Source organism: Bacteroides sp. ZJ-18, from assembly GCF_011038705.2.
In the GTDB taxonomy this organism is placed as follows: Bacteria; Bacteroidota; Bacteroidia; order Bacteroidales; family Bacteroidaceae; genus Bacteroides; species Bacteroides hominis.
In genome coordinates this window covers 1,164,420-1,189,270 of record NZ_CP072198.1, presented here as the reverse complement: position 1 = coordinate 1,189,270, position 24,851 = coordinate 1,164,420, and the positions used below count along the sequence as shown (strand labels likewise).

Here is a 24,851-nt window from a genome sequence, read left to right as displayed (position 1 = left end):
TAATGAAAGCCATCAAAACTGATACGAACTGGTCTGTATTTTTATTATGTTACAAAACATATACTATATCCGGAGAATATCCATAGCCTTTTACGTTTTTTATCCTATCTTTGCAGCACCAAAAACAAGAATATGAAAAGGAATGAATCAAAATACAAACAAGTAGTAAATCACGTTATAGACGGCATCAACAATGGTAGTTATAAAAAAGGAGACTGGATTCTCTCTATCAATGAATTCAGAAAGAACTATAATCTATCCAGAGATACGGTATTCGCAGGTTTGAGCGAGCTTAAATCAAAAGGAATTATCGATTCCACCCCGGGTGTAGGTTATTACATAGCAACAACCCGAATTGCGCAAAAGCTAAATGTATTCCTCCTTTTCAACGAATTCAACGAGTTCAAGGAAGATCTTTACAATTCATTCATGTCTTCCATCAAAAAGACCGCAAACGTAGATCTCTATTTTCACAACTATAACCGCAAAGTCTTCGAGACGCTCATCAATGAAGCCAACTATAAATACACCACATATATCCTGATGCCGGGCAAGTTCACCAACATAGCCCCACTATTGGAGAGCCTATCCGGACGGGTCTTCCTACTCGACCACTTTCACCCGGAACTGGCAGGCAAATACTCCTCCGTTGCACAGAATTTCGAGAAAGACACTTACGAAGCTTTGGTATACGGACTCCCTCACCTGAAAAAATACGACCACATCATCATGGTCCAGAAGGAAGAGAAAGAGCCTATCGAACGATACAACGGCCTCTGTACTTTCTGTGAGGAACATCAGTTTACACACGAATATACCGACTCCGTAAGGGACCGGATGATCAAGAAAGGAGAAATATTTATGACTGTCAACGACCGGGATTTGGTAGATCTGCTTAAACAGGCGCAACTACAGCAGTTTGTTCCCGGAAAAGACTTCGGTATCATCTCTTACAACGACACTCCGCTGAAAGAGATACTGGCCGGAGGTATCACTACTTTATCCACCGACTTCAAGCAAATGGGGCAAACCATGGCTTCACTTCTTACGCAGAAAGAGATAAAAACCATAGAGAACCCTTGGGAACTGAATATCCGGCACTCACTTTAATGAGATGATCTCCACAAAATTACCGTTCCGATCGAATCTGACTTGCGAACCGTCACTCAGTTTGTATACCCAACCCTCTATGCTGTAAGAGCCGAGATACATATCCAGGTCATTGGGATAATGATAACGCATATACCTGTACACCTTCTCTGAGGCGCTCAACTCTATCTTTTCTTTCCCAAGAAAATCTCCCTGTGAGTCGAACATCAATCCGTCTCCGTTGGTTAGTTCCACCAAATAGGAAGCTGCCACCGAACGGTCTACCCGTGTAATTTCAGAGTTCGAATATCCCGAAACATAATCGGTAATCTTTTCCGGCAACGATGCCACGAGCTTCTCCGGAAACGCAAATCCGTTTCCGTCTATATTAATCCATGCACTGGCATCTTCGTTAACAAGCATATTAAAGCCGTTCGGCAGGCGGACGGTAAAGTTGAGCACATCCGAATGCAGCGGATGACTGATAGAGATGGAACTCTGCTTACCGAAATACTCTTCTGCAAGTGCCTGTGCCTGCATCAGAGGTACCTCTATCGGTTTACTCTCGGGATCGATAGTCACATACACAGTCTTGCTGACCTGAATTGTATAACGGGTACCCTCCAGACGAATGAAGGTGACTTGTGCATTCGGATAGTTCCGGTGCAAATCTTCCGTCACTTTCGCAGGTAATGTTCCCAGAATCGAAGTCGGCAACAGTTCGGTTCCTCCATTCACTTCCGTCCACTCTCCCCTATCATCAAGCACGCATTTAAATCCGTTCTCCAACCAGAAAGTATAACCGGCAGGAAACTCCCTATCAGGTATATGTTCAATCACAGCCTCAAAGGTTCCATCCGGAAAGTATTTTTCAGTAAACTCCCGCACCGGCTGCGGCAATGAAGATTCACCTTTTATATCCATTTCATATCCGACACAGGTTTGGTCGTAGTAGAATGCTACTTTCTTGCCACTGTTCAATAACACACATTCTCCGTAGCAGGTGTTCTCCACACCGACAAACGGATCATTAGAGAAGTGTTGTTTTACATATGCGATGACTCCTCCAAAAAGGGATTGAAGTGATTCGGGCAAGTTTTGATTTGGAACCATCAGACTCTTCCATCCTCCATTTTCATTAAATTCCACTTTCACCTCATCGGGAAAAGCAACCCGGTAGAGCAACTGATCATTCTCCTGCCCGGTCATCGTTCTTTCTATCTTCTCCGGAGATTGTCCCGGAAAATAATTAGATAAAAAGAACTGCGCAGTACCTGGCAGCTGGTTTATTTCAATCTCCCCGGATAGTTCATTATCTTCCGAACATCCCACCACGGAAAAAGGCAGGCAGAGCAAGAAGCATAAATAAAAGACGGAATAAAAAGTCTTCATAGTCATGTGGTTTTATGTTTCAGGCAAAGTTAAAGGATAGTGCTGAATATAAGCACCTAACAGAGTTAAACTTCATTAAGAGGAAGGTCAAACTTCAACACATCACTCCCTCCCTCTTCCGTTATATTCAGTCCCAATACATATCTGCCGGATGGATCAACGGCAATTCTCTCCAATTTTACATCTGTGTGATAAATGGCAACCGGAGCACCTTGCCAGATAAAGACCATAATCTTTGATTTACCCGAAGTACCCGGGAAACCGTTATAAAGGGCATAAAGATAATTGGGGGTGCCACAAAGAGAAATGAAATATTTAGGTGCATTCGGAAAATCAAGAAACTCAGGATCATAGTCCGGGTATTTCAGATCTTTCCCTATCACTATTTCTTTCATCAGATTTCCTTTTAAATCATAAAAACAGAGAGAGTTCAGGTTCAGCAATCCCGTACAAACTGCCTTTGCATCTTGATTTACCATTAAACAGCTCTCGTATAGATAAGATAAATGTCCTTCCGGATATTCGGACTTAATATCACGATGATAATCCACTGTCTTAACCCGGGCAGTATGCTTATCATAAATGAAAAACAAACCATGCTGCATATCTACATCAATGCCATATACACAAGAGTCTGTTTCATTATAATCCCTGACTACAGGCATCTCCGGCAATTGTTGTGCCTCAACAACAGAAACAGCGACAGGACCGGGAGATGCCGCCGAATGAATCGCAACAGTCTTTTTATTCCAACTATTCAATTCAATGAACGACAGCTTTCCCTTGCCTCCCCTGCCTATCGACTTCTCAAAAAAAGGAAAAAGAAAATCATCCGGACCCTCTCCTTTCATCCCCAATCCGACAAAAGCAGGAGGAACTGTAGCTGTGAAAATCTTTAATAATGTATCATTACGTGCGTCCAAAAAAGCACAAAAAGAATCAGTTACACACAAATCATAGAAAATATTCAGTCCTTCTTCTTCCGACAAGAAGATTTCGTGTTGAAGAGTATCCGTACACGTATCGGAAATATACACAGTTAATTTTTCCTGCTCCGATCCGCAAGAGATCATCACTATCGCTGCCAGACATATCAATAAGAGTTTAACCATAATCGCGTCTAAAATGAAGAATGTGTATTTTCTTAATACTGCCCTTTAAAGTTATCGCAACAAAGATAACAACCTCAAATCAGAATTACGAAAGAAACAAATGAAATCTGCTCCTTTATAAATTAGTTCGGCATCAAAAGAAACATGCCATATAGCTTTTTGACAGTTTGCTAAACAGCCCTTCTCAGGTTCGATTATTTCAGTACATTAGCCAGGTTCGTACTAAAAATCGTCTCCATTTCATTTTTCTGTTTATCATATTGCAGGAATCCGGACGTTTTCACAACACAATGAATGCCCAAAGGGGGGAACCGAGAGCACTCATGTTTGTTTTTCGTAAAAAGAAAGTGCTTTTAGAAAGTCAGAGAGAGATCTCCTGTACTTGTCAACCAGAAAAGAAAGGAAGAAAATAATCTCTCTATTCCGGAACAATATATGTAATCGGGCAAAACATTAGGAGATTTTCAAAAAAGAAGTAAGCATTTTCGGAAATTGCTTACTTCTTTTAGAGTAAATACTTATTTCTTTTGTGCCGGATGCTTACTTCTTTTCCGGGAAATGCCGGCTTCAGAGTCCCAAAAGTCCGGCTTTTCATTGCATTTACCCCGGCTATCGCCCTCCTATCCTTCCGGTTGAACAGAAAGAAAGGAAGAGGCAGTTATCAGAAAAAGCATTTCAGTTACTTTTTGAAAGCTGATACAGGAAAACAGGATCATATTATCAAATCACTCTCTCTGCTTTACTTTACCAGCTCTGCAGTAATATAATCTTTGCTAATGCGCATACGGTCCACACCATTCACCTTTTGAAAGCTGACAGAACCAATATACATTCCACGCGGATGAATATGCTCTTTATCCTTATGTGCATGATAAACGATACGAAGTTTACCCTCTTTATCTTTGAACATAGCGCTATGCCCTACACCCTGCAAAGTACCGGGGTTCTGCAAAATAGGGTTTTCATCATATTTGGTCCATTCGCCCATTATATCGGTTGCCGTGGCACAGCCTACCCCATAGAACGGACTTTCAAAGCTATTACCGGAATAGGTCATATAATACAGCCCCTTGTGTTTAAGCACATAAGAACCCTCGTTGACCCGGGGCCAGACTTCTTCCCATGCTTGGGACACATGAATGCAAGGACGCATGGTTTCTGCTTTGATCGTCATATAATCATTTTCCAGTTCGGCTACCCACACGTTGTTACCGTCGTTGAACCGGACAAAGAAAAGATACGGCTTCCCGTCATCATCAATAAACAACGAACTGTCGATCATTTTCTCGTCAGCTATCATTGGTTTCTTTTCCTTCTGCCTGAACGGTCCTACGGGTGAATCGGAAATCGCTACGCAGATGTGTTCATCCGCCGTATAATACATATAAAACTTACCATGGATCTCATAAATCTCAGGTGCCCAGAAGCGGCTATCCGCCCACACATCTTCTTTATTCAGTGCCAGCCCATGCAGTTTCCACCGCTTCAAGTCCTTTGAAGTATAGACTTCAATGCCATCTGCCGCATGCGTTCCATAGGCATAATAAACGCCGTCGTGCAACAGAATGAATGGATCACCCAATGGAACCGACTCTCCCATAGCTTTCACTCCGGGGATGTCCGGCTTTTCAGTAACTCCTGTATACGAACAAAACGTAATCAGTAATCCCAGCAACATTGTCCCGCCAATAATCATTTTCTTTTTCATAACTGTAAGGGTTTTGAGTTTAATTCACCACGGAGGACACAGAGGACACAGAGAATATCTTTCTCTTAAACATCCATATAAACAAGAGATTAAAACTCTGTGTCCTCTGTGTCCTCTGTGGTGAATCGTATTCGTTTCTGATCAGTATTAAGCCAACCGACTATTTTCTTCGGCGCTTATTAAACTGAAACCAGTCTAACTTCAACAGGTTATCGGTATCAATCTTACCTTTAGTTTGTGTATGTGTTATGGTATGAACATAAGGAATTAAAAAAGGCATAAGGATATAGAATCAAACCTGTCGGATCCTATGTTCCTTATGCCCATACAACTAAAAACGCTTGTGATTATTTGCCGTTGTCAACCGAGAACTTGAATATACAATGACTGTTATATTTCTCACCCGGGCGCAACACAGCCGAAGGCCATTCGGGCTTGTTCGGTGTATCGGGATATTTCTGAGTCTCCAGACAGACAGAAGCACGTTGATTGTAAGTAATGCCTTTCTTTCCGGTCAGCGAACCATCGAGGAAGTTGCCGGCATACACCTGAATACCCGGTTCGTTGGTATATACATCGAGTACGATACCTGTCTTGGGCGATTCGAGAGTAGCAGCTTTCCGGGTAATATCTCCCTTGGCATTCAGCACCCAGTTATGATCGTAGCCATTGCCATTCTTCAACTGAACAAAATCAAAATCGTTGATACGTGCACCAACCGGAGTCGGTGTGCGGAAGTCCATCGGAGTACCTTCCACTGTCACAATCTCACCTGTAGTCATAAAGGTGCTGTCCACCGGAGTATAAGAATCGGCGTCGATAGTCAGCAGATGATCTGCGTTGCTGCCGGCATCACCATCCAGATTGAAATAAGAGTGGTTGGTCATGTTGACGATAGTCGGTTTGTCAGTTTCGGCTTCATACTGAATATCAATCGCATTATCGTCTGTCAGTTTCATGATTACTTTGCAAGTAATGTTACCGGGGAAACCTTCCTCACCGTCTTTTGAGCGATAGGTCAGTTCAAGTTCCTGAGGACCGGTCTGAAGAGCATCATATACCTGATACTGGTATCCCTTCGGACCACCATGCAGGCAATGTCCGTAGTTATTGCGCGGCAACTGGTATTCAACACCATCCAGCGTAAACTTTCCCTGATTGATGCGATTGGCATAACGGCCTATGCTCGCACCAAAATCCGAAGGTTTGCTGATATAATCCTGAATGGAATCGAAGCCAAGTACCACATCACGCATCACCCCGTCTTTACCGGGAACCATCACCGAAACGATGCGTCCGCCAAAGTTAGTGACGCAAACCTCCATGTTGTTCTGATTCCGGAGTACGTATAAATCGGTTTTCTTTCCGTTCACTTCAGTCCGGAAGTTACTCTTCACCAAACCGGAATCCGTAGTAGTCTGTTCTGTCTTTGCACAACCGGCTACAAAGAGGGCACCAAGTGCCCATACAGCTAATTTCTTCATGATTAAACTGTTTTGAGTCCACCACAGATTACACAGATTTCCACAGATTAATAAATTGTCCTATTGAGACTTTATATCAAAAATTCTGTGGTAATCCGCGTAATCTGTGGTGAATCGTATTCTTTTCTGTTTCGTTATATTCTTATTGTATACTATTCAGCATATCCACTTTACCTTCGTTCACCAGTTTCAGGATCAATTCGCCGAACAAAGTGTTCTGCCACGCAAACCAGGCACGGGTAAATTTCTCCGGATTGTCTTTGTGGAACGATTCGTGCATAAAGCCTGTACCCGCATCCGTATTCATCAGCATTTTAATGCACGACTTGATTTCTGCATCGTCTTTGCTGGTGAAAGCCTTCATCATGATACTCATAGGCCATACCATATCGTAACCGATATGTGGTCCGCCAATGCCTTCGCCTGCCTTACCTTTAAAGAAGTAAGGATTGTCGAGGCTCCACACAAAGCGACGGGTATTCTGATAAATCGGATCGTCCACTGAAACATCGCCCAGATAAGGCATAGCCAGCAAACTCGGAACGTTTGCATCGTCCATCAGCATATGGTTGCCAAAACCGTCTACCTCGAAAGCATAGATCTTTCCGTATTTGGGATGATTGTAAACAGCATATTTTTTCAAGGCTGTCTCCACTTCATCTGCCAAAGCCTTACATTCGTTGGCCAAAGCGGTCTTTTTATTTACCGTTGTCAGAATCTCGGCTGCCTTACGAAGCGAAGACACGGCAAAGAAATTCGAAGGAACCAGATATTGCAGTGTGGTAGCATCATCCGAAGGACGGAAAGTAGAAACAATCAGTCCGACAGGTTTCACCGGATTACCCAGTCCGTCGTTAGTCACCGTGTCGAGTGCACGCTCTGTCTTACGCTGGAACTTATACGGGCCTACACCGTCTTTACGCTGTTGTTCTTTAAAAGTACGCAATACATTGGTAATCGCCTGTATCCATTCTTCATCGAAGATACTGGCATCACCTGTTGTCTTCCAGTACTGATAAGCCAGACGCAAGGGATAGCAGAGTGAGTCGATTTCCCATTTACGTTCATGCAGTTCAGGCTTCATGTCCGTCAGGTCACTCATCCATTCGCCTCCTTTAGGACCGTCATTGAATGCATTGGCATACGGATCGATATTGATACACTTGAATTGGCGGTTGATCACTCCGGCAAGCATTTTTTTCAACTCCGGATCGGAGTTGGCGAGCTGTACATAAGGCCATACCTGGGCGCCCGAGTCGCGAAGCCACATGGCATGAATATCTCCGGTATAAACAAAAGTATCGGGTTTGCCGTCCTTGCCCATACGAAAGTGTACGGTGGTATCCAGCGTATTCGGAAAACAGTTGGTAAACATCCAGGCCAACTTCGAATTACGCAACAGCTTCTGTACGCGGATAATTTCATTTTCTACTGCCTGTGAACGGAACAGACGTTTAGCCGATTCCGGACGGTTGTCTTTCTGAATAGCATCTGCCACACAAGTATAATGTGACAACATACCTTCTGCCTTCAGAACCGAAGGTACACAGAGCAATGCCGCAGTTACGACACATGCCCCGATCATTTTCTTTGAGTTTTTTCCTGGCATAATCTTGATTGGTTTATATAAGTTATCTTTTTTGCAGCCTCAACGAACTTCTTTAGAAAACGAATATGGAAAATCCGATTCACGCACTCCGCGCTGTTTGTTGGGAGTAGACGACATTTTCATCGTGATCTTCGCACCGTTCATCAGTTCTTTATGTGTCAGGTAATTGCGGGTTAACGACTTACCATTTACAGTCATCGACGCGATGTAACGGTTTTCATCACTATTACCCGGTGCACTGATTACCACCGTCTTGCCATTTTCGAGATGCAGTTTCATCTGCTTGAAGTACGGTGTACCCATCACGTACTGATCCGTTCCCGGACATACAGGATAGAATCCCATTGCAGAGAACACATACCAGGCCGATGTCTGCCCGTTGTCTTCGTCGCCGCAATAACCGTCAGGATTGGGTGTATAAAGTTTATCCATCACCTCACGAATCCAATGCTGCGCTTTCCACGGTTGTCCCGAGTAATTGTACAGATAAAGCATATGCTGGATAGGCTGGTTACCGTGGGCATACTGTCCCATATTCATGATCTGCATTTCACGGATCTCATGAATCACACCACCGTAATAGCTGTCATCAAATACAGGAGGCAGGATAAACACCGAGTCCATCATTTGGTTGAATCCTTGCTGTCCGCCCATCAGATCGATCAGTCCCTGAGGATCATGGAATACGGACCAGGTATAATGCCAGCTGTTTCCTTCGGTGAAAGCGTCACCCCACTTCAGCGGATTGAATGGTGACTGGAATTGTCCGTCCTTATTCTTGCCACGCATCAGCTTATGTTCTTTATCGTACAGGTTCTTATAGTTCATGGCACGCTGTGCATAGACGGCTATCTCTTCTTCGGGCTTATTCAGCGCCCGGCCCAGTTGATAGATACACCAGTCATCATAAGCATATTCCAGCGTACGGGCGGCATTCTCGTTAATACCTACATTGTAGGGTACGTAGCCCAGTTTATTGTAATACTCGTAGCCGAGACGTCCGGTAGAGGAAACCTGCGGATGAACTGCATTCGCACCATGCTTCACTGCCTCCCAGAGGGTTTCTATCTCGTATCCTTTCAGACCTTTCAGATAGGCATCGGCGACTACCGAAGCGGAATTGTTTCCTACCATACAGCCTCTGTGACCCGGGCTTGCCCATTCGGGAAGAAATCCACTCTCTTTATAAGTATTCACCAATCCTTCTTGCATCTTTTCGTTCATCGAAGGATACATCAGGTTGAGGAACGGGAACAGGCAACGGAAAGTATCCCAGAAACCGGTATCGGTAAATATATAACCCGGCAAGACTTTCCCATTGTAGGGGCTGTAATGTACCGGGCTTCCTTTGGCATCCAGTTCATAAAAACTTCTCGGGAAGAGTACCGAACGATACAGACAAGAATAGAACGTGCGGAGATGATCCATATTATCGTCTTCCACCTCAATGCGTCCCAGCACCTTGTTCCACTCCTGGCGTCCTTTGGCAGCAACAGCTTCCAGATTGTCTTTGCCCAGTTCTTTCAGGTTCTGTTCAGCCTGTTCGGGACTGATGAAGGAGGAAGCGACACGCACGTTTACCGTTTCTCCACGACGGGTGGAGAAACCGATAATACCACCGGCATGTTTATCTTTCGATTCCAATTCACCCGGACGGATATTACCGTTGGTTACTGCCGCAGTGAAAGTGAACGGTTTATCGAAAACCAGTACAAAGTAATTTTTAAAGTTCTCGGGTACACCTCCACTGTTCTTGGTCGTGTATCCGATGATTTTATTCTCTTCCGGAATCACCTTCACATACGAACCGTTGTCGAAAGCATCTACCACCACATAAGAGTCATTGCTTTCAGGGAAAGTGAAACGGAACATAGCCGCACGGCTGGTCGGAGCAATCTCGGTAGTTACATCATGATCGGCCAGATATACTTTATAATAATACGGTTTGGCAACCTCAGCTTTATGCGAGAACCAGCTTGCGCGCTGATCCTGATCGAATACCACCTTTCCCGTGACAGGCATAATGGCAAACTGCCCGTAGTCATTAATCCACGGGCTGGGCTGGTGAGTCTGTTTAAACCCTCTGATTTTATCAGCATCATACGTATAAGCCCATCCGTCACCCATTTTTCCGGTTTGTGCCACCCAGAAGTTCATCCCCCAAGGCATGGCAATAGCCGGATATGTATTTCCGGTAGACAAAGCATGTTTTGACTGGGTACCAACCAACGGACTCACATAGTCCACCGGCTCTGTTGTGTTCTTTGCAAAAGTACAAAGAGCAGTACCCAGTACGCCAACAAGTAATAGCGCTAATTTCTTCATGATAATAATGGTTTTAAATTCGCCACAGATTACGCGGATTAACACAGATTCTTTAATCTTCAATACCAATGGGAAAAATGATTAACCTGTGAAAATCCGTGTAACCTGTGACAGAATCTTATTTTTTCAACTTCTTCTCGAGCATCTTGATATAGTATCCGCCTACTACCGAACGAGCCTGGAAACCTCTCTGGTTGGGACGATCGGTAAATACCCAGTCAGACATCGGTACACGGTCGGTAGTCTCGTTCATGAACAGGTAAACCGGATCGATAAACTTCTCGAATGTGGCTTTATCCGATGCCAGTGTAGCAGTCCACATAATCCAGTCGGTCTTGGTATAAGTTTCACGGTTATCCAACGGCAATCCATATCTGTTCTGCTTGCCAAGATAGTAAGCTATCTCTTTCTGTGCAACTGTTTCAGGGAATATCTGCAGATTCATCAGTTTATCCCATACCAGATTGTACTTCTGGCTCCAAGTTCCGGGCTTGTCAAAGGTCAGGCGGTAATGATCACCGTCATCTGCCATCTTCACCCATTCGGCAGCCATTTCTTTGGCTTTCTGTGTATATTTCTCAGCCACTTCTTTCTTGCCTAACTTATCAGCCAGGTAGCCATAAGACGCTACACCCAGAATGGCTTTGATAGACAGGTTGGCGTTGTGTGCAAAGTGTCCGGCAAAGTCGTCTGTACACAACTGGGTATCCGGATCCAGACCGTATTCTGCCAGATAATCCGTCCAGGTGGTCAGTACATCCCAATGTTTCTGAGCATAGTCGGCATTCCCCTCAACAGCAGCGACAGCAGCAGTCAGTACCAATATATTTCCCGATTCTTCTACCGGCATATCGCCGCCGTATGTCTGACCGTTAGCCAACGGATAAGTACCTACATCATGTGCTGCAAACGGCTTGTTCCATTTTCCACTTTCGCTATAATAAAAGATGTGGTTCATCAAACCTTTTGCCAATTCCGGATTGTACATAAGGAACAAAGGAGAAGAAGGATAAGTGATGTCTACCGTACCGATTGAACCATTGCTGAAGTTTTCTTTTGAAAGGAACAACAGGTCCTTGTTCGGAGCTTCCACCAACTTATGGGCAGCGATAGCCTGCCGATAAGCCAGCGCACAGAGCTCGGCATATTTACGCCCACCGGCCTCGGTGGCTTCTTTCATCAGATTGGCATCGAATGCGGCACATTTATCCATCAATGCATCGTACTCTTTATCGGCTTTTGCAAACTGTGACAGAATGGTTTCGGTTCCGGTACGATTCCAGTACGGACGGAGGTTCTCTCCAAAATACTGAACAGAATATAAATCATCGTATCCCAGGAGCAGATGTCCTTCTGCTTTCTTCGTTTCACCCAATGAGCGAACCAATGCCAACTTATCACTTCCATCGGTTTTCGATGAAGTCAGTTGTCCGTCGATGAAGCTCTTTCTCAGTGTCTTTCCATCTCCGGTTGCACAAGTGCTGTTTTCCTTGTCAGCAGCCAGATAGAAATATCCCCAGTCAATGCGGACATCATCTCCCTTTTTACCCAATATTTCCTGATTGCGGCTTCCTGTCTTGAGGTATACCAAATCACCTTCGGTAAAGCTTTCGGCTACGGCTTCTTGATGAGGCTGGTCGAGTGCCCACTGCGGACCGGCTTCAAAATAAAGTTCTACGTTATGTGTTTTTCCATCATTCGAAGCTACTTCATATGTAAGGTAGTTCACCGGACGAGTCATCAAATCGAGATTGTCCATAAAGAGAGGTGAAGTGAAGATAAGTTTCAGATCCACCGGTCCACAAGTAAATTCATAATTGGTCTGCATTGCCTGCACATCTGCTGATTTCTGCACGGCTGTCTGAGTAAAGTTCTGTGTATTGTCCTTCTCTACCAACAGACCGCAATCGATCAGACCGTTGGCAACACGGTTGTTACAGTAAATTGCAATCAGGTTCTCTCCCTGTTTCAGTGCGGCCACAGCCTCTTCCGGCAGTTTGGCAAGCATGTGTTTTTTAGCCGAGTTACCGGTATCCACCACCTTCACGCCATTCACATAGATGATGGCGTCATCGTCGTGAGAATATTCCAGATATACATTTTTACCTTGCAGGTTGTCTTTAATATCCGCTTTACGGCGTATCCAGATATACTCTTCTCCCCATTGGGTTTTGGCTGTACTTTCATTTTCCATAGTACCGAAAGCACCCTCGCCTTCTTTCCATGCAGCATCATTAAAATCGGCATTTTGCCAGCCGTCAGCCGGTTTCGTTGTTGTATACTTAGCTGTCCACTTGCCCTGTTCCGAGGTCTTTACCAGCGGAAGCAGCTCCAGTTCTTCCGTTCCCATGAAACGGTAAATCTGTCCGTCTACCTTGGCAACACCCAGGAACGGGAAATCCTTACCCGTCCAGTGTTTCACCGGTCCGTCATACAGATTATCCGTAAACGACCAGGCACTGGTATAAGGGTCAATTGTCACCAACGGATAAGCCGGCGCACGCAACTCATTTTTGTCACTCTTGATGTCCTGCGGTGCACCACAACTGCTCAGCATGGCGGCTGCACCTAAGAACAGAGTCGATAGTTTAAGTTTCATAACTTCAGATTCTTTTTTTATAGTTTTTACCATTCAATATCTACTTGCACGCCGGCGGGATCATTCTCAAACCTCAACAGCAAGGTACCCGAACGCTCTTCCCACAATTTTCCCGGTTCAAGTTCTTCTTTCCCGTTCACACAAACCCGTCGCGGTTGTTTCGGAAGAAGCACTCTCGAAACATTGGTTGTATGCAACGGGCTTTTCGCAACAAATGAATAACTGCGTTTTCCTATCTTTTCATCATATATCCGGGAAGCACCGCAAAGGACTTTTGCCTTTGTCCGGCCCGGAACCCGATTGACATTATATAAATAACCCTGTTCACCGGGACGAATTACTTTACGAGTCAGCACCGGAAGATCTTTATCAAACAGATCGATATATAATCCCGAAAGTTCCATCGGAGCATCAGAGACGCTTTCGTTCAATACGGCAGCAATGGTATAGGGTCCCCGTTCAAGCAGGAAACTATTTTTCAGTTCTATTTCTTTCTTGGCAGTCTTTCTGTAAGCAGCCGAAACCGTGTCAAAATATCGTTGGTCATTCCCACTTTTCAGCACAAAATGTTTCGGATCCTCACGCAGGACGGTCACTGTTCCTTTCCCACAAGAATAAGTCCCGTTGACAGGCGACTTATCCAGTCCCAGCTTTTCGAACAAATGTTCCGAAGGGACTTTATACCGGTTACCATTGGAGTTCCACCATTCCAGTACTGACTGATAGGGGTCAATATCTTCACCACAATAAATCAAGGCTCCCCCTTTTTTCACCCAGGTTGCCAGGAAATCATGGTAACGGGGTTCCATCGGCTTCATATTCGAATAAGACATGACCAACACTTTCAACCCTTCAAACGTCTCCTCAAACGGAGTATTCTCCATATGTACCAATTCTACCGGTATTCCCCTTTTAAGTAATGGCAAGGTCTGCCCATAAAAACTGCTGAATTGCGGATCGTCATAACCATCGTGGTCGGGAAAGCGCTGGAACATCAGTGAATTTGCCATCAGCACTCCGATGCCGTGCGTACCGCTTACCCGGGTTTCCGAAGTCCGTATATCGTTCAGCGTATTTACCATAATCTGCATTTGTGTAGAGTAGTCACGCGGAATACGTTCTTTCCGGTCTGTCCCCGCCACACGATACAATCCCTGATAAATACGATCCGGCCAAGGCATCACCTCGTATGTGTCTACTGTCGGATACATCAGTTGGGCAGCAAAAGTAGCCTGATAGTTTATCTTATAGTCAAGCCAGTCCTTCGCCCGATCTTCAATAGGGTCCGTCAGAAAATATATCTTACGGTTCAACGGAGCCGTCATCGATTTCATACATCCATATTCGAGAAAAGCATTCTCAAATACCCGCTCCTTCTTCACTCCGTTATAATAGTTCGGTTCGCGGGCAGTTCCTGTCCAGACTTGCGCTATATATCCATCTACACAATCCAGCGAAGCCAGACTCGCTTCGGGGCTTACAATCTGCCACGACGTATAATTGACCAGTGAATGTGTAGGCACAAAGCACTTCACATCCAACCCCTTCGATTTTCCATATGCTTTGGCATACGTAAATATCTCGTTAAGAGCGTTATAATAAAGATAATATTTCAGTTTATTCGATAAGTACGTATTCTCAGGAGATTCCTGTTGATCTCTCCAGGGAAATCCGTAATATTTCTGCCATTCGGACTTGAAAGCTTCACTATATCCGCCCCGCATCCAAAATTCCGGTTCTTCCAGATAAATAGAAGTAATGCCCGCATCGATCACCCGTTTGATCTGCTTTTCCTGCATGTAACGGATAAAGCTCTCGGTAGGTACGATATAAGGAATCAGGTGCCCGTGCGCAATTTCCCGTCCTTCGCGGTCACGCTGCCCCTCTTTGAGGTGATCTTTCACCCCATCCCATTTTCCAAGAAAATAATCCTGATAATCTCCCCAGGCCACCCCTGTCATAAACTCGGCCCGGTATCCTTTGTCTCTCCACGATTGTACGCGTTGCTCAAAAGTAACGCCTTTCTTATCCAGCGTTCCGTATACCATCACGGCATCGGCACGCACATCTGTTTCCGGTTTCCACGGCTCTGCTGTCTGGAAATTCGTTTTTGTGCCTGTGGCGGTTTGAGAATAGACGCCGCCACAGGCCAAAAACAAACCAATCAAAACTAATACCCTCTTACTCATGTGTTTGTGTTGTCACGTGTTTGTGTTGTTATTTGAATGGAGAAATCACTTGCATCAAAGCGGGACATCCGCTGGCATCATAGCTTTCCATCACACCTGTCGGACAGGGTTTGGCTGCATCTTTGAATGTCACGTTGCGTTTCATATCCCGGTTGTTCCACGCCACGTCTATGTTGTGGCGTAACCAATCCATATACTGAGGCTGATTGCCATCTTCTATCAGGCGAATGATGTACTGTGCAAAGATGGCGGCATAAATACCTTGTTCCACTCCGTTCTTGAACGGCAGCAGTCCGTCAGAATCACACATCTCGTTGCGAACATAGTCCGCAGCCAGAATGGCATCGTCCAAGTAAGACTTTTCGCCGGTTGCTTTGTAAAGCATCACTGCCGATCCGATGAATGTAGCCTGATTATAAAGTTGGGTGGTCCAGTCAATATCCATACCATTCTGTCTCTGGAAATGATAGTGCATATTGTCTGCTATACGGCCTTTCTCTTTATCGAAGAAAACATCCCTCGACCATGCATATACATTTTTAGCCTTTTCCAGATAGTCGGGATCTTTGGTTACATTATAAAGAGTCATGGCACCCACCGTAGTCGGATAGTTGATGCAAGCCATCTTGCCATCGTGCTTGAAGTTCCACCACAAGCCACCCCGCTCTTTATCATACGACTCTTTCCAGACATGGTAGAATCCCGAAGAGGCATGTGCCAGATATTTCGGATCATCGGTGATTTCGTAAGCACGCGCCAACGAAATAATCCACCACATCATATCGTCATAAATAAACCATTCGATTTTATTGTCCCAATTGTATTTATCGTATTGTTCGTATCCGCCTTGATACACCTCTTCTATCAACCGGCGATATTCAGGAGCCTTCGTACGTTTATACGCGTTCATAATCATATCCCAATAGATAGCCTGTACCCAGATGGCAGCTCTTCCTTTCATATCCGAAGAAATGGCATACAGTTTCATCTCCGGATTATAAAAAGTAGAATGAAAAGCATCGATTGCCGTCGTTGCGTCTTTCTTCGTAAAGTGCTTCAGTTTTCCATCCCCGGGCTGAGCGGCCCATGCGAGTGTACAGGGAAGAATTAATAAGATAGTTACCAGGGTCAGTACTTTGTTTTTCATGTCTTTGCCTCAGATTTTAAATTTTGATGTTACAAAGATTGGGGAAATATTGGAGAAAAGAGGATAATTATTATTCAATAAATAGCAAAAACTGACCAAAAACAAGGGATAGAACACTTAATATCAATATTGGAACATTTGTAGCAGGCTTTTGACCTGAATTTGTTCATTCCATATTCTGCGTGACCAAGAAACACATTCAGCAATATGAAAAGAATTCATTTGTAGTTCTCGCTATGCCGTCTCTCATACAAAAAATGCATTCCAATCTTCCATCTTCCACCTTTCAACGATTATCATTCTAATAATCAGCAGGATGACTTGGTGGAAGATCGCGTTTTCAGCCCGTTTATCTTCCACCTGTATCTTCCATCTTCCACCCACTGTTTTAGGAGAATAATTCAGAATAAAGAACTGATTCACAAAGAATAAAGTCGAGTTTTCTAAGCAAATATGCCGTATAAAGCATTTTGTTTTTCCCTATTACTTAGCTGAAAATGGTGCGATGTTTACCCCGTCCCGTATACCCGGGCCCATGAGCCCGCGTGCCTGTGCCCATGAGCCCGCATACCCGGGCTGACGGGCCCGGGCATGCGGGACGAGATAGAGATAACGGAATAAGACGTAGCATATCGGTATACAGACCATTAGAAGTATAGCAGAATACTGATGTTTACCCCCTTATTTGTGCCGGATAACAGGGGCTTTTGCTTGCAACGATGGTGTATTCCCCTCTACAACAGGCCATCCTTTTTTCCAGTTTACACGGTCGAGCATCAACACTCTTCCTTCAGGATTGGCTACACTGACAGCGTGATAAAACATCCAGTCCGCTCCTTTATCATCTGTTACGATTTCAGAGTTATGCCCGGGGCCCACGAATGCTGCATTTTTATCAATCAGCACTTCGTGGTGATTCTCCAGCATCGATGCCCCTTTTTTATCTACGTAAGGACCGAATAAGTGTTTTGACCGCCCCACCACTGTGGTATAGGTGCTCTTTAACCCTTCACAACAGCGACCAATGGAAGCAAACAAATAGTAGTAACCTCCCCGCTTGTGAATATAAGTTCCTTCATAGGCTATGCCTGCCACCTGCTGTGGTTTCATTCCTTCTTTCAATGAGAGCCCGTCATCACTCAACTCGGCTCCATAAATGCCATGAAAACTCCCCCAAAAAAGATATTTCTTGCCGCCATCTTCTATATAGAAAGGATCGATACAGTTCTGAATCCCTATTTCGTTACTGCGGAAGAGTTTTCCATGATCGGTAAAAGGTCCCTCAGGTTTATCTGCCGTAGCCACACCAATCCCGCAGGTCCACTCTCCACCCCAAACAGACATGGAGTAATACATCACATACCGATCACCGATTTTATTTATATCCGGCGCCCAAAGATTTCCTTTCGGCTCGAATGTAGGGCGGGTTTCATTGGTAAAAGCCGTACCCACAAAGCTCCAGTTTACCATATCTTTCGATCGGTGAATAGGGAGATTCCGGATATTTTCCGTTGCATACAGGTAATAATAACCATCATCTGCCTTGATAACCGTAGGGTCGGGAAGGCTGTAATTAATAACGGGGTTGGAATACTGCTGTGCAATGGAAGGAACACAGAAAGAAAAAACAGTAAAAAGGGAAAATAAAAGTTTCTTCATGCTGAATATATAAATTAAGAAAAGTCCCCTTATTCAGTTTATCAGAAATAAACCCAAACATAGGAGACTTTAATTTTAACCAGTTATCAAATTATCTTTCTCTGATATAATAATACCGAGTTTCATATTTAATAGTAGAGCTACTACTACTCTCATTGTAACTGGTACTAATGGTAAATTCACTAGATTTAATTTCATCGGTAATAACCTGTCCATCAGTATTTGGAGTATAAAAAAGTCTTCGACCATAAATAGTCCCCTCTTCATGAAAGCTTATCTCAACTGTAGAGCGTCCACGAGTCACTACCCTAAGTTTTCTTTCAAATGGATTTATTAATTCAATCGTAGAAAAAACTCCGGAACCACTCTGGCTGCCAATCTCCAAATAATACTCTGTAGCAGCTTTTTTATCAACACTGCTTACTTCAGCTTTTTCATCCTTCGATGTATTAGCCATTACACTTGTTATCCCCGCAAACACAAATGCCAATACTAACAAAATCGTTTTGTTCATAATACAATAATTTAAAAGTTTATAAAAAATTTATTTAAACAGAAAGGGTGCCAGGAACCCCGACACCCTTCCCACATTAAACATTGATATGAATTATTTCAGTCGGATTACTTTAGAGTAAATACCCTGATCAGATCCTTTAGGCCAGATACAAATACGACCGAACAATGTACCTCTTTTCAAAGCAGTTTGGAACATACTATTATCCGTATAATCTCTTGTAGCAAAAGTATATAGCTTACCTGTTTCATCGTAAGCACCCATATTGTCAGTTTCATCATAACGGTCTACATTATGTTCTGCATCATTCACAAACTGAGTAGTACTTAACATGAAAAATACCCGGTCAATACCTCCACCTGCAACTTTTTCCACTTTAAAAGATGCATTTACCTTATTACCTTCTAATGTCATCTGTGCATCTCTTACCAGATAATAAGGAGTTACTTCAACATCCTGCACTGTATTACCAGCAACAGTTACATAAATAGTATCACGACCTTCTGAAGACCAAGGGCCATTTCCACTCTTTGTTATCATCTGATATTCACCATCAAACAAATTAGCAGAATACATACCATCCTGATTAACATACACATTAATAGGATCGTGTTTAGCATAACCATGTTGATAAAGCTGTAATTGTACAGCTTCATTGCCACGAAGTTGCAATGCTTCACCATTATACATCACACGACCTGTCAACATTGACTCAGGAGCGTCATAGTTGTCTTTCATACAACTGGTAAACATCATCGCTCCCAACAGCAATACTGAAAAAATCTTTGATATTGTTTTCATTGTCTCTTCTAATTTTAGATTATTGATACGGGTTTTTAACCAATTTCGGATTATTATTAATCCAGCCATTGTCGATTTCTGAATAATACTGAACATCAGTACACTTCAGCGGTTTACGCCATAAATCTAATGTCTGCATATTCTTTTCTACAAATACCCACTTACCATTATTAACATCACCTTCTGCAACTACGCGGTAAGGCCATAAGCCAAGACGTTGTGCTGTACGATCATTTTCATTTCCAGTCCAAATATTATCAGCTTCCATCCAACGTTTCAAATCCCACCAACGATGACCTTCGAACGCAAATTCAACTTGATACTCATGCATAATTTTCTGGTGATCGATAGAAGTTAGAGGCTGAATACCGGCACGTTCACGAACGGCATTGATATATTTCAAAGCTTCTACATCGCTGTTATTATGACTCAGTTCCCAAGAAGCCTCAGCAGCAATCAGATAAGCCTCTGAAATGCGGAAATATACATTCCACATAGCCGATTTTGTACCTTGAGTACCGGCCAAAGGTGTTTTATCCAGATATTTACGAACGAAGAATCCTGTACGGTTAATTTCACGTTCATTACCTCCGAACGGACCATTATTGGCAGTAATCAATCGTCCTTGGGCATCCGTTTCATTTCTACGGCCTGTTCTCTCGGTCCATCGTCCATCCACTTTATTTAATTGACCTGCTTGCAGTTCTATTAATTTTCCGTCAAAAGTAGATCCCGGTAAAAGAACTGTAGCCGCCAAGCGTGGATCACGGTCTGCAAATAAATCCATCGGATCATCAAAGAATTTAGGATCATCTAATGTACCTATATCAAATTTCGCAGCTTTACCACGTTCTGCTTCCGTTGCATCTGTTGATTCATAAGCCTCAACCAAATTCAACAATACAGACATTCTGTCGCTACCAGTATCTTGTTCGATACTTTTAGGTAAGCAATTCTTTGTAAATTCATGACCATAGCCAGGAGTAGCATAGTCACGTGTCCAAATAACTTCAGTATTACCACTTTTCTCACAAACAGCTTTAAAGAAGTTATCAGCTAAAGCTTCTGAAGTCTTATCAGCAGCTAACATCAACTTATATGGAGAAGCCGTACCATCTGCAGATCCTTCGATAACCTCCTTTGCCGCAGCTAAAGCTGTACGATAGTAGCCCTCTGCTTTATCTGCGGGTATACCTACTTCACCACCGGCAGTCCTCAATTGAGGATGTTCGGCCACCGTATTGTATGTAGCCAATGAAGCTGCTGTAATTGCTGCACGTGCTTCCAACATTTTTGCTACCCAATAGTTTGCACGAGAATTGTTCTTATTAGTCTGCTTACTCATCATAGCAGCCGCTTCCTGACACTCCTTAATAATGTAGTCATAAGTTTCAGCTTCAGTAGAACGGGGAACCTGAATTGTAGTAATATCCATACCACCGGTATAATCAAATACGTCATCTCCTACAATTGGAATACCACCTAACCCACGGGCAATGCAAAAATAAGTCCAAGCACGAATATAGCGAACTTCACCTTCATAAAGTCTCTTAGTCTCCTCATCTACAGCAGTAGATCCTTTAATACCCTGTAAGAATTGATTCAAATTACGAATCAATGTATAGTCATAAGGACGCCATTTATTTCTATCTATATTTTCATCACTATTGTTATCATAATGAATAGCCTCATCCAGCATGAAATAATCTTCTACAGCTTCATTACGCTGGCCAAAAGTGATACGACCATAAAAATTAGCCAGAACAGATTTCACCAACGCCGGGTCAGCATACACCTGATCTTGTGTCATAATGTCGTTTGGCTTCGTATCCAGAAAGCCATTACAGCTACTCAACGATAATACCCCCGCAGCAGCAAGAGCCATTAAAAAATATCTGTTTTTCATTGTTTACTTAAAATTTGAGATTGATACCTAAGTTAACCACACGCATCGTCGGATAATCCAAACCATTTGAATCGATGCACTCCGGATCCATAAAAGGTATATTACTTATAGAGAACAGGTTGGTTCCGGATACATATAAACGCAAATTGCTGATACCTGCTTTAGCAACAATCCGTTTGGGCAAAGTATAACCAAACTCTAGATTACGCAACTTAATGTATTTCACATTATGCAGCCAGAATGTACTCTTATCGTAAGCACTTGTCTCTTCATTATTCAAACGAATTAACGGATATTTTCCTGGAATCAACTGACTATCAGCATCCCAGATATCCGCCAAATGCCAAGCATCTTTAAACACCTCATCCGGACTATTACCGTCATTCTGGAACGGACGAGCCGTTTCATACTGTTGTTGCCATGAAGTCATACCCGAACCTGTCCAGTCCATTGCCAAGTCAAATCCTTTCCAACTTGCCGACAAATTAATACCAAAGTTGAGTGTAGGAGTACTATCACTACGGTAACCGATTGGACGCTCATCCATATAATTGATTACACCATCACCGTTGACATCCTTATACATAATATCACCCGGAACAACTGTCTTGTTTCCTTTTCTATCGTTATCTATCGGATAAGTAGCAATCTGTTCCCAACTTGTAAAGCGGCCAACTGCCTCATATCCCCAATTTACGTAACCTACACGATGCCAAATACTGTTACGATACACATCCCAAGAGTTGCTGTGACGTGTGTCATATTGTTCCCAATCCCAGAAACGTGAATAAGTCATATTGGCACCGACACTATAGTTAAAATCATTGATATGATCGGTCCAGTTTACCATTGCATCAAAACCAACATGTTTGTCCGATTTCAAATTTTCTTTAGGTAAAGAAAAACCTGCTTCATTCGGAATCAGCACATCATAACGAGACTCAGGAATTCCATCACGAATACGCTGGAAGAAGTCTACCTGAGCATTCAAACGGTTATTAAAGAAGCCCAAATCTACACCAATATCCAGAATCTTAGATTCCATCCATGATAAAGTTTTATTAGGCAAGCCACGAGTTTCAGTTCCAACAACCCAATCGCCATCTAATACGGCGCCACCGTTATTGTATTTATAACCAGGCAGATAATCAAACGCAGCATAATCACTCACATTATCATCTCCAACCACACCGTATGAACCACGTATCTTCAAATTAGAGAATACATTGGCAATCTTACTTTCTTTCCAGAAATTTTCTTCAGATATTCTCCATCCCAAAGAAGCAGAAGGGAAGAAGCCCCAACGGTTTTCCGGTTTAAATTTCCAAGAACCATCCCAACGACCAATCAATTCGATCAGATAACGATCAGCAAAACTATAATTGATACGTCCTAACCATCCCAAACGAGCTTCCGTATTGTTACCAGTATCGTTATACTCCACAATCTCCTTAAAACGAATCAGATCCATACCGTTAGCAACCGGAACTGAATGTACCCATGATTTGGGGCGTTTACGTTGTGTAGCCTCAAAAGAAGCAACAGCATTGATAGAATGATTACCAAACCTACGATCAAAGTTCAACTGGAAATTAGCAAACTGATCCTCCACCTTCTCACGATTACGTTCGCGATAAGGATTATCCATAGAAGCTGTTTCATAATACTCACCCGTTTTCTCATTGTATCCATACAATTTGAATGTGTATTCCTGATTATCCAGTTCATTGTAAGCATAATAATAGCCCAACATACCTTTAGCCTTCAATCCTTTCAGAATCTCATATTCGGCAGTTGTCTGCATTTGAAGAACACGCCATACATCGGATACCTTACCACTGGTTTCATAATTTAAAAGAGCGAAGTTTGTCTCTTTCTGGTCAGAAACAAGTTGTGGGTATAAAGGATTGTCGTTGGCATACGGACGCTTTGTCGGCTGATTCTTCATTGTAGCAAAACGAGGCAACCATGTATCATCTCCACCAGGAACACCCGGATGGTGACGATCTTCAATACGTCCATTCATCGTGGCACCAATCTTGAAACGATCAGAAATATTCATATCAATATTCATTTGAGCATTTGTACGTCTGAATCCACCATAACCACGCACAGTCGCTTCTTGATCGATATGAGAAACTGCTACATAATAATTTGCTTTATCGGTACCTCCTGAAAGATTCGCACTAATATACGATTGGGGAGCAGTAATCCAAATATAGTCGCTCCAGTCAAAACCCTGGTAATTTTTCTCAGTACCGGCCATCCATTTCGCATATTCTTCTTTGTTGTACCTGCGATCATTGTCCGCCTTTTTAGCCCAAGTTTCTGCAGAGACATAAGCAGTCACATAGTCTTTAGTTTTAGCAGGCTGAACATAACGTGAATTATGTTGCCAACCATAATAAGCATTAACAGATACAGAGTTCTTAGAATTACGATGTCCTTTCTTTGATGTAACCACTACTACACCATTGGCAGCACGCACACCATAAATTGCAGCAGATGCATCTTTCAATATAGAGATAGATTCTATATCATTAAAATCCATATTATTAAACTGTCCATCATCAGATACAACACCATCAATTACATACAATGGAGCTCCCATATTACGGATCTGCAATTGTGTAGAAGCGCCCGGACGTCCATCATTCTGACGGGTATTGATACCAGCAATCTTACCAACCAATGCACCTGAAGCTGTCGTTGCATTGGAACGTTCGATGTCAGTAGAAGCAATTGCAGCAACGGCACCTGTCAAAGTAGCTTTCTTCTGTGACATACCGAAACCGGTAATAACGACTTCATCGAGTACTTTTGTGTCTTCTTTTAGAATAACTTTAACTGTGTTTGATGCTCCTACGTTTACTTTTTGTGTTGTGTAACCAATAAATGAGACTTCCAGTGTAGCTTTAGGGCCAACATTCAGCGAGAATTCACCGTTCATATCGGTGATGGTACCAGTCGTGCTTCCCGGCTCTTTTACATTAGCACCAATTACCGCTTCGCCATTGGCGTCGATAACTATACCTTTTACGGTCCGTTGTTGTTGAACGGAGTTCACAGCCCATACAGTTTCTATTGCCGGATTTTCGGCACCGGCGAAACTGTAGGCACTTGGCAAAAGCGAAAAGGCAGCCATACAAAGTGGTATGCGCCACATTCTGCTACGACTTGCGAGCCAAAACATTTGTTCTTTTTTACGCATAGTACATAAATTTAAAAAACAGGTTCTATAAATCTTTAATGTATAAAAGCATCGTTATGGAAATAATCCCCGGGATATAAGACGGGATGTATTTCATAGTATAGCT

Annotated in this window: 15 protein-coding genes; 1 reads left to right on the top strand and 14 read right to left on the bottom strand. The window is 43.2% G+C overall.

Features of this window, described 5'->3' with window-relative positions; all coding sequences use genetic code 11:
* Positions 1–132: 132 nt before the first annotated feature.
* Positions 133–1,110 (top strand): substrate-binding domain-containing protein, encoded by a 978-nt coding sequence (locus G7Y45_RS04780; RefSeq protein ID WP_165014891.1) that lies wholly within the window; start codon positions 133–135, stop codon positions 1,108–1,110.
* Here G7Y45_RS04780 and G7Y45_RS04775 read toward each other — a convergent pair.
* The 14 genes from G7Y45_RS04775 to G7Y45_RS04710 all read right to left on the bottom strand — a co-directional run bounded on the left by G7Y45_RS04775 (position 1,102) and on the right by G7Y45_RS04710 (position 24,745).
* Entirely contained in the window at positions 1,102–2,481 is a 1,380-nt protein-coding gene (locus G7Y45_RS04775) for a PepSY-like domain-containing protein (RefSeq protein WP_165014893.1), read from the bottom strand. The genes G7Y45_RS04780 and G7Y45_RS04775 overlap by 9 nt on opposite strands.
* A gap of 65 nt (positions 2,482–2,546) precedes the next feature.
* Positions 2,547–3,593 carry a hypothetical protein gene (locus G7Y45_RS04770; protein ID WP_165014895.1) on the bottom strand — a complete coding sequence of 349 codons (1,047 nt, stop codon included), beginning with the start codon at positions 3,591–3,593 and terminating at the stop codon, positions 2,547–2,549.
* 739 nt (positions 3,594–4,332) lie between these two features.
* On the bottom strand, positions 4,333–5,301 hold the full coding sequence (locus G7Y45_RS04765) for a glycoside hydrolase family 43 protein (protein ID WP_165014898.1): 969 nt from the start codon (positions 5,299–5,301) through the stop codon (positions 4,333–4,335).
* Between the two features lie 347 nt (positions 5,302–5,648).
* Positions 5,649–6,785 (bottom strand): aldose epimerase family protein, encoded by a 1,137-nt coding sequence (locus G7Y45_RS04760; RefSeq protein WP_005779199.1) that lies wholly within the window; start codon positions 6,783–6,785, stop codon positions 5,649–5,651.
* Between the two features lie 142 nt (positions 6,786–6,927).
* On the bottom strand, positions 6,928–8,394 hold the full coding sequence (locus tag G7Y45_RS04755) for a glycoside hydrolase family 125 protein (RefSeq protein ID WP_165014901.1): 1,467 nt from the start codon (positions 8,392–8,394) through the stop codon (positions 6,928–6,930).
* Between the two features lie 39 nt (positions 8,395–8,433).
* Complete coding sequence (locus tag G7Y45_RS04750) at positions 8,434–10,719, bottom strand: GH92 family glycosyl hydrolase (RefSeq protein ID WP_165014904.1); 2,286 nt, start codon at positions 10,717–10,719, stop codon at positions 8,434–8,436.
* Between the two features lie 118 nt (positions 10,720–10,837).
* Positions 10,838–13,318: a glutaminase domain-containing protein gene (locus tag G7Y45_RS04745; RefSeq protein ID WP_032542927.1), complete on the bottom strand. Its 2,481-nt coding sequence runs from the start codon at positions 13,316–13,318 to the stop codon at positions 10,838–10,840.
* A gap of 26 nt (positions 13,319–13,344) precedes the next feature.
* Positions 13,345–15,507: a hypothetical protein gene (locus tag G7Y45_RS04740; protein ID WP_165014907.1), complete on the bottom strand. Its 2,163-nt coding sequence runs from the start codon at positions 15,505–15,507 to the stop codon at positions 13,345–13,347.
* Positions 15,508–15,535: 28 nt separating this feature from the next.
* Complete coding sequence (locus G7Y45_RS04735) at positions 15,536–16,654, bottom strand: glycoside hydrolase family 76 protein (RefSeq protein WP_005812081.1); 1,119 nt, start codon at positions 16,652–16,654, stop codon at positions 15,536–15,538.
* Positions 16,655–17,335: 681 nt separating this feature from the next.
* A complete protein-coding gene (locus G7Y45_RS04730) occupies positions 17,336–18,313 on the bottom strand; it encodes a family 43 glycosylhydrolase (protein WP_165014910.1) in 978 nt (325 codons plus the stop codon).
* 91 nt (positions 18,314–18,404) lie between these two features.
* Positions 18,405–18,827, bottom strand: a complete 423-nt coding sequence (locus G7Y45_RS04725) for a hypothetical protein (protein ID WP_044299825.1) — start codon at positions 18,825–18,827, stop codon at positions 18,405–18,407.
* Positions 18,828–18,920: 93 nt separating this feature from the next.
* Positions 18,921–19,628: a DUF3823 domain-containing protein gene (locus G7Y45_RS04720; RefSeq protein ID WP_044299826.1), complete on the bottom strand. Its 708-nt coding sequence runs from the start codon at positions 19,626–19,628 to the stop codon at positions 18,921–18,923.
* A gap of 19 nt (positions 19,629–19,647) precedes the next feature.
* A complete protein-coding gene (locus tag G7Y45_RS04715; protein WP_044299827.1) occupies positions 19,648–21,534 on the bottom strand; it encodes a RagB/SusD family nutrient uptake outer membrane protein in 1,887 nt (628 codons plus the stop codon).
* A 7-nt stretch (positions 21,535–21,541) separates the two neighbouring features.
* Positions 21,542–24,745 (bottom strand): TonB-dependent receptor, encoded by a 3,204-nt coding sequence (locus G7Y45_RS04710; RefSeq protein WP_165014913.1) that lies wholly within the window; start codon positions 24,743–24,745, stop codon positions 21,542–21,544.
* Positions 24,746–24,851: the final 106 nt, after the last annotated feature.

Bases quoted from the DNA above. Each gene is read 5' to 3' on its own strand.
- G7Y45_RS04755 (WP_165014901.1), bottom strand. From the start codon at position 8,394: ATGCCAGGAAAAAACTCAAAGAAAATGATCGGGGCATGTGTCGTAACT.
- G7Y45_RS04775 (WP_165014893.1), bottom strand. From the start codon at position 2,481: ATGAAGACTTTTTATTCCGTCTTTTATTTATGCTTCTTGCTCTGCCTG.
- G7Y45_RS04730 (WP_165014910.1), bottom strand. From the start codon at position 18,313: ATGAAGAAACTTTTATTTTCCCTTTTTACTGTTTTTTCTTTCTGTGTT.
- G7Y45_RS04720 (WP_044299826.1), bottom strand. From the start codon at position 19,628: ATGAAAACAATATCAAAGATTTTTTCAGTATTGCTGTTGGGAGCGATG.
- G7Y45_RS04770 (WP_165014895.1), bottom strand. From the start codon at position 3,593: ATGGTTAAACTCTTATTGATATGTCTGGCAGCGATAGTGATGATCTCT.
- G7Y45_RS04765 (WP_165014898.1), bottom strand. From the start codon at position 5,301: ATGAAAAAGAAAATGATTATTGGCGGGACAATGTTGCTGGGATTACTG.
- G7Y45_RS04735 (WP_005812081.1), bottom strand. From the start codon at position 16,654: ATGAAAAACAAAGTACTGACCCTGGTAACTATCTTATTAATTCTTCCC.
- G7Y45_RS04740 (WP_165014907.1), bottom strand. From the start codon at position 15,507: ATGAGTAAGAGGGTATTAGTTTTGATTGGTTTGTTTTTGGCCTGTGGC.
- G7Y45_RS04760 (WP_005779199.1), bottom strand. From the start codon at position 6,785: ATGAAGAAATTAGCTGTATGGGCACTTGGTGCCCTCTTTGTAGCCGGT.
- G7Y45_RS04750 (WP_165014904.1), bottom strand. From the start codon at position 10,719: ATGAAGAAATTAGCGCTATTACTTGTTGGCGTACTGGGTACTGCTCTT.
- G7Y45_RS04725 (WP_044299825.1), bottom strand. From the start codon at position 18,827: ATGAACAAAACGATTTTGTTAGTATTGGCATTTGTGTTTGCGGGGATA.
- G7Y45_RS04715 (WP_044299827.1), bottom strand. From the start codon at position 21,534: ATGAAAAACAGATATTTTTTAATGGCTCTTGCTGCTGCGGGGGTATTA.
- G7Y45_RS04710 (WP_165014913.1), bottom strand. From the start codon at position 24,745: ATGCGTAAAAAAGAACAAATGTTTTGGCTCGCAAGTCGTAGCAGAATG.
- G7Y45_RS04745 (WP_032542927.1), bottom strand. From the start codon at position 13,318: ATGAAACTTAAACTATCGACTCTGTTCTTAGGTGCAGCCGCCATGCTG.
- G7Y45_RS04780 (WP_165014891.1), top strand. From the start codon at position 133: ATGAAAAGGAATGAATCAAAATACAAACAAGTAGTAAATCACGTTATA.